Source organism: uncultured Acidovorax sp. (genome assembly GCF_964021665.1).
Taxonomy (GTDB): domain Bacteria; phylum Pseudomonadota; class Gammaproteobacteria; order Burkholderiales; family Burkholderiaceae_C; genus Acidovorax; species Acidovorax temperans.
On sequence record NZ_CAXIAK010000029.1, the window covers coordinates 25,853 to 38,366 of the forward strand.

A 12,514-nucleotide genomic window follows, 5' to 3' on the forward strand; every position below is an offset into this window, starting at 1 on the left:
TGCGCGCCAACGGCATCGGCTGAAAACGCAAGCGTAGCTGCATTCAACAAAAAGCGAGTGCGCAAAGGCGCATGCTTACCGAACGACGGTAGATGCTGAAGCACACAACCCCAAAAGCCCAATGTAAAAAGGCCCTGCAACACAGTTGCAGGGCCTTGAACAATGGTCGGAGCGGCGGGATTCGAACTCGCGACCCTCTGCTCCCAAAGCAGATGCGCTACCAGGCTGCGCTACGCTCCGACAGCTCGTATTCTAACCTGTTTTTTTACGGGTTCTGGCTTTGTAGACAGATTTTTGAATTTTTCATAATCTGCCTATTACGAGGAGCCAGTTCGAACTTCCCCATTAAGGGGCGCCGAAAGAATTCAAAATTATAGCTGCAGTTTCTACCCCAAACCCTTCAGATCAGCGGGAGCCGCCTGCGGGGCCGGGGCCACGGCCTGCCAAATGGCGGAAGGTGATGCGGCCCTTGGTCAGGTCGTAGGGAGACATCTCCAAAGAAACCTTGTCGCCCGCCAAGATGCGGATGTGATGCTTTCGCATCTTGCCACCGGTGTAAGCAATCAGTTGGTGCCCATTGTCCAGGGTTACGCGAAAGCGCGAGTCTGGCAAAACTTCGGTAACGGAGCCTTGCATTTCAATGAGTTCTTCTTTAGCCATGTGTTTCTATCTAGTGATCTCAAAAACAAATTTTGTACGTGCGCCCGGCACACAAGATGTTTGCTTGGCAGTTCCTCGGTGGTGACCGAGAAACGCTGAGCACGGTGCTTTGCGGGCTGGGGGAGTCGCTGCACCCGGGGCGCAGATCAGAAAGAAAAGTGGCCTGGATGAGACGGCTTCGATGAACAGGCTTGGCGCTGTGCATGAGCCTGTTGATTGTAGCGCGACCAAGGTTTTTTGCCTACGTACCACCATCTTCCCCACAAGAGCACCCACCCGTGCAAACCACTGCCTCCACAACTCAGCCAACACCCCAGGGGTCGCAGGATGCGCTTGACCGCAACCATGAGGGCCAAAAGCGGTGGCGCGGGCAGCGAGTGACGTGCCCAATTTTTTGTCCTGAAACCACCCGCTTAGAATGCGTCGCACTGCCCCCAATGAAGGAAGCACCCTTGTCTGACCGCCTTGCCGTCCTGCCTCAGTACCTTTTGCCCAAACAGGCTTTGACCTCTACCGCAGGTCGTTTCGCACGGGCGCGGGCCGGGCGCTGGACCACCGCAGCCATTGAGCGCTTCATTGCCCGTTATCAGGTGAACATGGCCGAGGCGGAAAATCCCGACCCGGCGGCTTACGCCACGTTCAATGATTTCTTCACACGCGCACTCAAACCAGGAGCCCGCCCGCTGGCCGATGCCGACTGGATCTGCCCCGTGGATGGCGCCATCAGTCAGTTTGGCCGCATAGAGCGGGACCAAGTCTTTCAGGCCAAGGGACATTCGTATTCAACCACCGCATTGGTGGGTGGCGATGCAGCCAGGGCCGCAGTTTTTGACGATGGCTACTTCGCCACCCTGTACCTCAGCCCCCGCGATTACCACCGCATCCACATGCCCTGCGCAGGCAAGCTCACGCACATGGTGCACGCACCGGGCGATCTGTTCTCGGTCAACCCCACTACGGCGCGGGGCGTGCCTGGGCTGTTCGCTCGCAACGAACGTGTAGTGTGTTTCTTCGAATCTGACCAAGGCCCCTTTGTGATGGTGCTGGTGGGCGCAACCATCGTAGGCAGCATGGCCACGGTATGGCACGGTTTGGTGAACCCGCCGCGCACCGGCCAACTGCGCCAATGGGACTACGCCCCGGGCCAGGTCAGTCTGCAGCAAGGACAGGAAATGGGGCGCTTCTTGCTGGGCTCCACCGTGGTGATGCTCTTCCCCAAGGGCCCCATGCGTTTCAACCCTGCGTGGACTCCAGCACGCCCTATTCGCCTGGGCGAAGCCATGGCGCACCGTAGCTAGAAGCCCTTCTCAAGCAAAACAGGCGCCGAGGCGCCTGTTTTGTTTTAGTGACTTCGTCACTCTTTTTCTGGTCTGCGCGTGAGGTGAAACGCGGTGGGGTCGAGTTGGAGAGACTCGGGACGCACCGGATTGTCGTGCCCTTGCAGGTACACCATCAGGGCACAACGTCGGATCAAGACGTAGCTGACTGTTTCGCGCTTCGTTCCCATCAGGACAGAGGCGCCGGGGCTGAATAAAGGCATGTGGTAATAAGCCGCATCTTGCATGGTGTGCGGCTCCCTCCGCATGGGTGGTGCAACCACCGCTCCCTTCGGGGCGAAGGGGTTGATGAGTCAATGGTAACACCTCGGACACAACCTCAGTCACACGCCCACCCGAAAACTGACGCAAGTCACGCAGGCCAGGCGACCACATCTTCGGCCGCACGCTCACTTCTTGGTTCACCCACTCAAGTGCAGTTTGCCCGCACAAAGTCCAGGGCTGCCGCCAGCATGCGCTGCAGATGTAGTTGCACCTGTGCTGCGCGCTCTGGCAGGTAGTCAAACGGTGGGCATTCCTGCATGTAGCTGCATTGCGTCATCTCCAGTTGCACCGCATGCACGCCCAGCCCCGGCTGGCCGTAATGGCGAGTGATGTGGCCGCCCTTGAAGCGGCCATTGAGCACGGCGGTGTAGCGTGGGGCGGCCTCGGCAATTTGCAGCAGTTCTTGCGCCAGCGCCGGGTCACAGCTTGCGCCATCGGCCGTGCCCAGATTCAGGTCAGGCAGCTTGCCCTCAAAAAAGCGCGGCAACACCGAACGAATGGAGTGCGCATCCCACAGCACCGCCACGCCATGCTGGGCGCGGATGCGGTCCAGCTCGGCGCGCAGCTGCGCGTGGTACGGCGCCCAGATGGCATCGCGGCGCGCAGCAATCTCTGCTTCATCGGGCACATCGCCTGCTGCGTAGATGGGCGTGTCGTCGAAAGTATCGACCGGGCACAGGCCGGTAACGCTCTGCCCCGGGTACAGGCTGGCGCCATCGGGCGGGCGGTTCATGTCGACCACATAGCGCGAATGCGTGGCCACGAGCAGGGACGCGCCCATGTCTTTGGCAAACGCATACAGGCGCTCCATGTGCCAGTCGGTATCGGGCACCTGGCGGGCCTCATCGGTGAAGCGCGCGGCCAGCGCAGGCGGCACGTAGGTGCCTGCATGGGGCATGGACACCAGCAGCGGTGCAGTGCCGGGGTAAAAGACAAAAGGAGGTGGAGAGGTATCGGTCATCACAAGCTCGGGGGTATGAATTCAATCTCAATCGGACGCTTCAATCGGGCGCAATGGTGGCCGAGCGCGCTGCTACAAACGCATGGGCCGCCGCATCGTGCAGCGTGTGCCGGCCGCCCGTAATGCGCTGCTGGCCCGCCACCCACACGCTGTCGATGGCCGAGGTGCGGTGGCTGCCGAATACATGGGCCGACAACATGCTGGGTGCGGGCAAATCGCACAGCGCCACATGCTGCGCATCCAGCGCCACCAGATCGGCCTGCTGGCCCACGGCCAGGCCGCCAATAGCCCGGCCCGCAGCCTGCGCCCCGCCCTGCACGGCCTGCAAGGTCATGGCAGTGGCCACCTCGGGCTGCGCAGCGGTGGCCAGCACATTGCGCTGGCGCAGCGACAGACGCTGGCCATATTCGAGCATCAGCAGTTCTTCCGCCGCGTTCACGCAGGCATGGCTGTCCGAGCCCACGCCCCAGCGCCCGCCCTGCTGCAGCCACAGCGGCATGTCGAAGATGCCGTCACCCAGGTTGGCCTCGGTGGTGGGGCAGATGCCCGCCACGGCGCCCGTGCGCGCTGCGTCAGCGTATTCCTGAGGCGTCATGTGCGTGGCATGCACCAGGCACCAGCGCTCGTCCACGGGCGCATGGTTCAGCAGCCACTGCACGGGGCGCTGGCCGCTCCAGGCCACGCAGTCATCCACCTCCTGCGTCTGCTCGGCAATATGGATGTGGATGGGCGCCTGCGCATTGAGTGCCGTGAGGCCCTGCACGGCAGCCGCCAGACTGTCGGGCGGCACCGCGCGCAATGAGTGCGGAGCCAGACCCAAAACAGCCCCTTGCGCTTGTGCGGCGGGCGCAAGGCGCTCCAATAATGAGAGCATGTTGTCCGTGCTGCGAATGAAGCGTGCTTGGTCCGCGCGCGGTGGCTTGGCGCCAAAGCCGCTCGTCTGGTACAGCACCGGCAGCAGCGTGATGCCGATGCCCGCACGCTGCGCTGCACGCAGCAGTGCCAGCGACAGCGTGGCGTCATCGGCATAGGGTGTGCCGCCCTGGTCGTGGTGCACGTAGTGGAACTCGCACACGCTGGTGTAGCCCGCCTCCAGCATCTCCACATACAGCCAGGTCGCAATGGCCTCCAGCGATTCGGGCGTGATGCGCGCCGCAAAGCGGTACATGAGGTTGCGCCAGCTCCAGAAGCTGTCCTCCGCCTGGCCCCGGTATTCCGTCAGCCCCGCAAAGGCGCGCTGGAAGGCGTGCGAATGCAGGTTGGGCATGCCGGGGATCACCGGGCCTGCGGCAGTGGGCACGCCCGCAGGGGCTGTGGCGCCGGGGGTGACCTGAGCGATGCGCCCTGCCCCATCCCATGCGATCAGCACATTGCGCGCCCAGCCCGTGGGCAGCAGCGCATCGGCTGCAAAGAGCTGGTTCATGGCTGGACTCCGTGAATACGCCCTTGCCGCACGATGGTGCAGGCGGGCTTGTGGCCAAACCAGTAGGCCAGCTCGGCCGCATCGGCCAGTGGCCACAGCACAAAGTTGGCGGGTCTGCCGGATGCGATCAGGCCATGCGAATCTTGCAGCCCCAGCGCACGCGCTGCGTGGGTGGTGATGCCTGCCAAGGCCTCGGGCACCGTCAGGCGGAACAGCGTGCAGGCCATGTTGGCCATGAGCAGCAGGCTGAGGGCGGGCGAAGTGCCGGGGTTGTGGTCGGTCGATACCGCCATGGGCACGCCCGCATCGCGCAGCGCCTGGATGGGCGGCACATGCGTGTCGCGCAGCGCGTAGTAGGCGCCCGGCAGCAGCACGGCCACGGTGCCTGCGGCTTGCATGGCGGCAATGCCACTCTCCGACAAATGCTCGATGTGGTCGCACGACAGCGCGCCGTAGCGGGCCGCCAGCGCCGCGCCGCCCATGTCCGACAGCTGCTCGGCATGCAGCTTGACGGGGATGCCGAGCTTTTGCGCAGACCGGAAGACCTGCTCGGTCTCGGCCAGCGTGAAGGCGATGCGCTCGCAGAACACATCCACCGCATCCACCAGGCCTTCGGCGGCGAGCGCGGGCAGCATGTCGTTGCAGACGAGGTCGATGTAATCCTGGCTGCGCCCTGCGTATTCGGGCGGCAAGGCGTGCGCGCCCAAAAAGGTGGTGCGCACCGTCACCCCAAACACCTCGCCCAGGCGGCGCGCCACGCGCAGTTGCTTGCGTTCGTGCGCCAGCGCCAGGCCGTAGCCGGATTTGATCTCGATGGCGCACACGCCCTCGGCCAGCAGGGCTTGCAGGCGCGGGGCGGCCTGGGCAAAAAGTTCGTCTTCCGACGCCGCACGCGTGGCCTTGACGGACGACACAATGCCGCCGCCCGCGCTGGCGACCTCTTCGTAGGTGGCGCCTGCCAGGCGCATGGCGAATTCGTTGGCGCGTTGGCCGCCATACACCAGATGGGTGTGGCAATCGACCAAGCCCGGCGTGACCAAGGCGCCCGCCCCTTGCCTGCGCGGCAAGTGCTGCCAAGCGGCTGGCACTGACGCATCGGGGCCCACCCACTGGATCTGCCCCTGCTGCACCACGATGCTGGCGCGGGCGCCGGGCGGCACAGGCACATCGGGCTGCATCAGGGCCTGCACCGGCAGCAGGCCGTGCCAGATGCCATCAGCGCTGGGGCCAGGGCCGGATGGGGAAGGAATGCAATCCCACATGGCGCTCAGTCCTTCACTACATTATTGATCGCTTCTAGCGCTTATTGGAGAAGCGCTAGAGGCCCCTTTGCCTACACTGACACAGCCGCCACAGCGACCCACACCAGCGCAGGCCGCGCATCGGGCGCAAACGGGTGGGGGTTGGCCGCCTCGGGCGACAGCGGCTGCAAGGGCTGCAGCACCCGTGCGCCCATGGCATCGGGCCACCACAGGCCCTGCCCAGCTTGCAGCACACGCGCCGCATCGCCACCCAACACCGCCCACTGGCCCTGCAGCACCATGCACAGCCCGGCCCCTGTGGCGCCTACGGTGCCCGTGTCGTGCAGCATCTGCATGTGACCTTGCCACTGGCCTCGGCGCAGCATCAGGTTGAAGTCGGTCGATGGCCCGCCAATCAGGCGGCAGTCCAGCGGCTGCTCGCCCGCAAAGCCCCACGGCTGCCAGCGCTGCTGCAGGGTGTGGCACAGCACGGCATCTTCTCCGTGCAGCGTCACGCCATCGCCGTCGAGCAGCATGATCTGCCGGTCCACCCCCGTGAAGGCCGAAAACGGCCCAGTGGCCGCAATGCGGGCCACGCTCACGCGCCAGCCAAAGGCATCGGTGCCCGCACCAGGCGGCCAGCACACCAGCTCGCGGGTGCTACCACCGCCGTTCTTCCACGGCGTGGTAGGCACCGTGCGCAGGTCAAACCAGTGCACGGCTGCGCCCGGCGCAGCGCCGTCAGCAGACATCAGCGCGCTCCAGGAACCATGGGCAGCTTCAGGCCTTGTTTCTTGGCAGTCTCAACGGCCAGTTCATAGCCTGCGTCGGCATGGCGCATCACGCCGCTGCCGCAGTCGTTGACCAGCACATTGGCCAGCCGTGCCGCCGCCGCATCGGTGCCATCGGCCACGATGACCATGCCTGAGTGCTGCGAGTAGCCCATGCCCACGCCACCGCCGTGGTGCAGGCTGACCCAGGTGGCGCCGCCTGCGGTGTTAAGCAGCGCGTTGAGCAGCGGCCAGTCGCTCACGGCGTCGGTGCCGTCCTTCATGCCTTCGGTCTCACGGTTGGGGCTGGCCACGCTGCCGGTGTCCAGGTGGTCACGGCCGATCACGATGGGGGCTTTGAGCTCACCGTTCTTCACCATCTCGTTGAAGGCCAGGCCCGCGATGTGGCGCTCGCCCAGGCCCAGCCAGCAGATGCGTGCGGGCAGGCCCTGGAAGGCGATGCGCTCGCCCGCCATGTCGAGCCAGCGGTGCACGTGTTTGTTCTCGGGGAACAGTTCCTTGATCTTGGCGTCAGTCTTGCGGATGTCCTCCGGGTCGCCCGACAACGCCACCCAGCGGAACGGGCCCTTGCCCTCGCAGAACAGCGGGCGGATGTAGGCGGGCACAAAGCCGGGGAAGTCAAACGCGTTCTTCACGCCTTCGTCAAACGCCACCTGGCGGATGTTGTTGCCGTAGTCCACCACGGGGATGCCCATGTGCTGGAAGTCGAGCATGGCCTGCACATGCACGGCGCACGACTTGGCGGCGGCCTTCTTCAGCACCTCGTGCTGCGTCACATCCTGCTGCGCAGCGCGCCACTGCGCCACCGTCCAGCCTGCGGGCAAATAGCCGTTGACCAGGTCGTGGGCGGAGGTTTGGTCGGTCACTAGGTCGGGCTTCAAGCCACCGGCTTTGGCACGGCGCACCAGCTCGGGCAGGATGTCTGCGGCGTTGCCCAGCAGGGCAATCGACACGGCCTCTTTGGCTGCGGTGTGCTGCTGGATCAGCTCGAACGCGTGGTCAATGTCGCGCGCCTGCTTGTCCACATAACGCGTGCGCAGACGGAAGTCGATGCTGCTTTGCTGGCATTCGATGTTGAGCGACACCGCGCCCGCAAACGTGGCGGCCAGCGGCTGCGCGCCACCCATGCCGCCCAGACCAGCGGTCAGAATCCACTTGCCTTCGAGCGAGCCGCCGTAGTGCTTGCGGCCCGCCTCGGCAAAGGTTTCGTAGGTGCCCTGCACGATGCCCTGCGTGCCGATGTAGATCCAGCTGCCCGCCGTCATCTGGCCGTACATGAACAGGCCCTTCTGGTCCAGCTCGCTGAAGTGCTCCCAGTTCGCCCACTTAGGCACGAGGTTGGAGTTGGCCAGCAGCACGCGGGGGGCGTTGGCGTGGGTCTTGAACACGCCCACGGGCTTGCCGGACTGGATGAGCAGGGTTTCGTCGTCGTTCAAGTCTTTGAGCGAGGCGAGGATCTGGTCAAAGCACTCCCAGTTGCGCGCTGCACGGCCAATGCCGCCGTACACCACCAGGTCTTGCGGGCGCTCGGCCACCTCGGGGTCGAGGTTGTTCTGGATCATGCGGTAGGCGGCCTCGGTGAGCCAGCTCTTGCAGGTGAGCTGGCTGCCGCGCGGTGCGCGAATCACGCGGCTGGCGTCGTGGCGGGGGTCGGCGTGGGCGGAAGCTGCTGCGGCGATGATGGCGTCGTTGGCGTTCATGGTGGGCTCCTGGGGTGTTTGGCTAGAAGGGGTGATGCCTATCAGGCGTGGCTGGGCTGGCAGGCGCGCAGCGGTGCGGGCCAATCGGCCTGCAGTGCCCACTCGCGCATGGCGTCAATGTCCGGGGCCAGGTAGCGGTCTTGCTCCAAAAAGGCAACGCGCTGGCGAATGGCGGCGAATTGCGCTTCGATCAGTGGGGAGCTTTTCAGCGATCTGTCGAACTCCATGCCCTGCGCAGCAGCCATGGCTTCGACACCCACCACCACGGCGGCGTTGTTCACCATGTCGGCCAGGCGGCGGGCGCCGTAGGTGGCCATGGAGACATGGTCTTCCTGGTTGGCCGAGGTGGGCAGGCTGGTCACGCTGCTGGGGTGGGCCAGGCATTGGTTCTCGGCGGCCAGTGCGGCGGCGGTGACCTGGGCGATCATGAAGCCGGAGTTCACGCCGCTGTCGCGGATCAGGAATGCAGGCAAGCCTGACAGGCCCGTATCGAGCAGCAGCGCCATACGGCGCTCAGAGATCGCGCCGATCTCGGCCACTGCGAGCGCAATGATGTCGGCCGCAAAGGCCACGGGCTCGGCGTGGAAGTTGCCGCCTGAGATCACATCGCCGTTGTCAAAGACCAGCGGGTTGTCAGATGCCGCATTGGCCTCGACGGTCAGCACACGCGCAGCGTGGTGCAGGTTGTCCAGGCACGCGCCCATCACCTGCGGCACGCAGCGGATGGAGTACGGGTCTTGCACCCGGCCGCAGTGGGGGTGGGATGGGTCGATCTCGCTGCCGTGCAGCAGCCCGCGCACCGCAGCCGCCACAGCGATCTGGCCCAGCTGGCCCCGCGCCTCGTGGATGCGGGCATCGAACGGCTTGACCGATCCCTTGATGGCTTCGAGCGACAAGCAGCCCGCCACCAGGCCTGCGGCCAGCAGGTTCTCGGCCCCAAACAAACCAGCCAACGCCAGTGCGGTAGACACCTGCGTGCCGTTGAGCAAAGCCAGCCCTTCCTTGGGGCCCAGCACAAAGGGCGTGAGCCCGATGGCGCGCATGGCATCGGCACCCGATACCACCTTGCCATCGACCTTGGCCTGCCCTTCACCAATCAGCACGCACGACAGGTGCGCCAGCGGGGCCAAATCGCCCGAGGCGCCCACCGAGCCCTTGGCCGGAATCACCGGCAGCACATTGGCATTGGCCAAGGCCAGCAGCGCATCGACGATGGCGGGGCGAATGCCCGAATGGCCGCGCGCCAGGCTCACCGCCTTGGTAGCCAGAATGAGGCGCACCACGCCGTCGGGCAGCGCATCGCCCGTGCCCACGCTGTGCGACAGCACAAGGTTGCGCTGCAACTCGGCCAGGCGGTCGTGGGCAATTTTGGTGCTAGCCAGCTTGCCAAAGCCGGTGTTAATGCCGTAGACCACCTGGTCCTCGTCCACGATGCGCTGCACCACGGCCTGTGCGGCCTGCATGCCCGCCAGCGCACTGCTGTCGAGTTGCAGGGTCACGCCGCCTGCATGGATGCGGCGCAGTTCTGCCAGGCTGACGGAGCCCGGCACCAGGTTGATGGCGGCTGGCAATGAAGAGGCAAAAGATGTGGAGGCGGTCATAAGTCTCATCCTGTATATACAGGTCAGTATCAGCGAAAAAATTAAATTTGAAAAGGGGGTCAAACCTGATGGGTTTTGGTGGCGCGAGTCAACCCGCTGCCGGGTTCCCATCCGCCCGAAAACGGCTGCCCAGCCGATAGCGCGACGCCGGATGCAGGCAACGTACCACCGTGATGGGAACGCCACGCGACCAGGTGCGCCGTGTGAGCAGCAGACAGGGCTCGGTGGCAGGCATCTCCAGCAGCGCAGCCTGTTCTGCGGTGGGCATGACGGCATCGACCACATGCTCGACCTGGTCAAACGGCACATTGCGCACCAGGTATTCGGACGGCTGCAGTTGCGCAAAGTCTTGCACCGCAAATTGAGGCACCTGGCGGGGGTTGACGTAGCGGTCTTCCAGTTGCACTGGCAGGCCATCTTCACGGTGCACGCAGAGCGAATGGAACACTGACTCGCCCGTACGCAAATCCAGCGCAGCGGCCACCTCCAAGGAAGCTGATACACGCTCCACCGCGAGCACATCGCAGCGGTAGTCGTGCCCACGCTGGCGGATTTCGCTGGCCAGGTTGGCAATCTGCAGCAGCGTGGACTGGGGCTTTTCTTCGGCCACAAAGCTGCCCACGCCCGCCACGCGCACGATGCGGCCCTGCTCGGACAGTTCACGCAATGCCCGGTTCACCGTCATGCGCGAGATACCGAACTGGGTGACCAGTTCGCTTTCTGACGGAAGCCGATCCCCCGCGCGCCAGGCGCCCTCCTGGATCTTGCGGGCAATGAAGTCCTTCACCTGCTCGTACAGCGCCATCGCCGAGGTGGCCGCTGCTACCGGCGCGGGCGCTGCACCACGCCGCCCTTTCGCCATCGCATCGCCCTTGGGACTAACTTTGCCAACGGCGCCAGCAGACGCCGACGCCGGGGCGACGCGCTGCGCCTTGGTAGCGACAGCGCGGCGGGCCGTGGATGGTTGGTTGGCGGGGGCAATAGGCACCGCGGAGCGGCGTGGTGAACGGGCAGGCATAGGAAGCAATCTCAGTGCAAATCGGCAGCCATGGATTCTGCGCGAATCTCCTCGGTCAGCCAGGCCTTGAGGTCCATGAACTCGGGGCTGGTCTTGATCGTGTAATGGCGCGGGTGTGGCAAGTCCACCGCCAGCTCGGTCTTGATGCGGCCGGGCCGCGCGCTGAACACGGCCACGCGGTTGGCCATGAAGATGGCTTCGTCGATGTCGTGGGTGACGAAGAGCACCGTCTTGCGTTCGGCCTCCCAGATGCCCAGCAGCAGCTCTTGCATGAGCACCCGGGTCTGGTTGTCCAGCGCTCCGAAGGGCTCGTCCATCAGCAAAATCTTGGGGTCGTTGGCCAGGGCGCGCGCAATGGCGGTGCGCTGCTGCATGCCGCCCGACAGCTGCTTGGGAAAGTGCTGCTCGAAGCCGCGCAAGCCCACCTTGGCGATGAAGTATGCGGCGCGCTCTTTTTGCGCGCTTTCCAGCATGCCCCGCTCGCGCAGGCCGAAGCGGATGTTCTGCTCGATGGTGAGCCAGGGGAACAGCGTGTAGCTCTGGAACACCATGCCCCGGTCGGCGCCAGGGCCTTCCACAGGCACGCCATCCAGCAACACGCGGCCGCTGGTGGCGTGGTCCAGCCCCGCCACAATGCGCAGCAGCGTGGATTTGCCGCAGCCCGAGGGGCCCAGGATGGTGACAAAGTCGTTGTCACGCACTTCAAAATCGACGGGCAGCAGGGCCTGCGTGCGCTGGCCCTTGTGCCCTTCAAAGGTGCGCGAGACGGCTTGGATGGATACGCTGCTCATCGCACAAAACTCCAGGCAAACAGATGGTGGTTGAGCGCCTTGAAGGCGAAGTCGGAGACCAGCCCGATGAGGCCGATGACGATGATGCCGAAGATGATCTGGCCGGTGTTGAGCAGCGACTGGCTGTCGGTGATCATGTGGCCGATGCCGCTCGACGAGCCGATCAGCTCGGCCACGATCACGTAGGTCCAGGCCCAGCCCAGCACCAGGCGCAGGGTCTCGGCGATCTCGGGCGCCGCGCCGGGGATCAGCACCCGCGTGACGATGCCCTTGTGGCCCGCACCCAATGTGTATGCAGCTTCCACCAAGTCGCGCCGCGCACCGCCCACGGTGACGGCCACCATCAGCGTGATCTGGAAGACCGAGCCGATGAAGATGACGAGGATTTTCTGCGCCTCGCCAATGCCCGCCCACAAGATCAGCAGGGGGATGAAGGCCGACGCAGGCAGGTAGCGGCAGAACGAGATGAAGGGCTCAAAGAACGCCTCAATGCCTTTGTACGCGCCCATCGCGATGCCCAGCGGCACGGCAATGACAGCGGCCAGGATGAAGCCACCGACCACGCGCCAGATGGTCATGCCGATGTCTTTGATAAAACCGTACTCGGTGAACAGCAGCCAGCCTTCTTTCACCATGGTGACGGCGCTTCCGAGGCCGGTGGGCGACACCAATCACCGCAGGGAGACCCACGCCCACACCGCCAGCAAACCAGCCACAAAGCTAACCA

General features: G+C 64.7%; 11 protein-coding genes, 1 tRNA gene and 1 pseudogene. 1 reads left to right on the top strand and 12 read right to left on the bottom strand.

Annotated features, from left to right (window positions below):
• Positions 1-163 precede the first annotated feature (163 nt).
• Both AADJ04_RS08515 and infA read right to left on the bottom strand, forming a co-directional pair.
• A tRNA-Pro gene (locus AADJ04_RS08515) sits at positions 164-240 on the bottom strand.
• A gap of 165 nt (positions 241-405) precedes the next feature.
• A complete protein-coding gene (gene infA, locus AADJ04_RS08520) occupies positions 406-660 on the bottom strand; it encodes a translation initiation factor IF-1 (RefSeq protein WP_044398417.1) in 255 nt (84 codons plus the stop codon).
• Positions 661-1,112: 452 nt separating this feature from the next.
• Here infA and asd point away from each other — a divergent pair, with 452 nt between their 5' ends.
• Positions 1,113-1,958, top strand: a complete 846-nt coding sequence (asd, locus tag AADJ04_RS08525; protein ID WP_341239350.1) for an archaetidylserine decarboxylase — start codon at positions 1,113-1,115, stop codon at positions 1,956-1,958.
• A 56-nt stretch (positions 1,959-2,014) separates the two neighbouring features.
• Here asd and AADJ04_RS08530 read toward each other — a convergent pair whose 3' ends face one another.
• The 10 genes and pseudogenes from AADJ04_RS08530 to AADJ04_RS08575 all read right to left on the bottom strand — a co-directional run bounded on the left by AADJ04_RS08530 (position 2,015) and on the right by AADJ04_RS08575 (position 12,503).
• The gene (locus tag AADJ04_RS08530; protein WP_341239351.1) at positions 2,015-2,224 is read right to left on the bottom strand and encodes a hypothetical protein; all 210 of its coding nucleotides are present in this window, start codon (positions 2,222-2,224) and stop codon (positions 2,015-2,017) included.
• 182 nt (positions 2,225-2,406) lie between these two features.
• Positions 2,407-3,222, bottom strand: coding sequence for an N-formylglutamate deformylase (gene hutG, locus AADJ04_RS08535; protein ID WP_341239352.1), 816 nt, complete (start codon positions 3,220-3,222; stop codon positions 2,407-2,409).
• Between the two features lie 40 nt (positions 3,223-3,262).
• Positions 3,263-4,645, bottom strand: a complete 1,383-nt coding sequence (locus AADJ04_RS08540; protein WP_341239353.1) for a formimidoylglutamate deiminase — start codon at positions 4,643-4,645, stop codon at positions 3,263-3,265.
• Positions 4,642-5,823 (bottom strand): imidazolonepropionase, encoded by a 1,182-nt coding sequence (gene hutI / locus AADJ04_RS08545; RefSeq protein WP_341239358.1) that lies wholly within the window; start codon positions 5,821-5,823, stop codon positions 4,642-4,644. The genes AADJ04_RS08540 and hutI overlap by 4 nt, the downstream gene beginning before the upstream one ends.
• A gap of 155 nt (positions 5,824-5,978) precedes the next feature.
• Positions 5,979-6,638, bottom strand: coding sequence for a HutD family protein (locus AADJ04_RS08550; RefSeq protein WP_341239354.1), 660 nt, complete (start codon positions 6,636-6,638; stop codon positions 5,979-5,981).
• A complete protein-coding gene (gene hutU / locus AADJ04_RS08555) occupies positions 6,638-8,377 on the bottom strand; it encodes a urocanate hydratase (protein ID WP_341239355.1) in 1,740 nt (579 codons plus the stop codon). Before hutU ends, AADJ04_RS08550 begins: the two co-directional genes overlap by 1 nt.
• A gap of 41 nt (positions 8,378-8,418) precedes the next feature.
• Positions 8,419-9,978, bottom strand: coding sequence for a histidine ammonia-lyase (hutH, locus tag AADJ04_RS08560; protein ID WP_341239356.1), 1,560 nt, complete (start codon positions 9,976-9,978; stop codon positions 8,419-8,421).
• 88 nt (positions 9,979-10,066) lie between these two features.
• On the bottom strand, positions 10,067-10,840 hold the full coding sequence (gene hutC, locus AADJ04_RS08565; protein ID WP_341239359.1) for a histidine utilization repressor: 774 nt from the start codon (positions 10,838-10,840) through the stop codon (positions 10,067-10,069).
• 167 nt (positions 10,841-11,007) lie between these two features.
• Positions 11,008-11,787 carry an ABC transporter ATP-binding protein gene (locus AADJ04_RS08570; protein ID WP_341239357.1) on the bottom strand — a complete coding sequence of 260 codons (780 nt, stop codon included), beginning with the start codon at positions 11,785-11,787 and terminating at the stop codon, positions 11,008-11,010.
• A pseudogene (locus tag AADJ04_RS08575) lies at positions 11,784-12,503 on the bottom strand (ABC transporter permease). The gene AADJ04_RS08570 and the pseudogene AADJ04_RS08575 overlap by 4 nt, the downstream one beginning before the upstream one ends.
• Between the last annotated feature and the right edge of the window lie 11 nt (positions 12,504-12,514).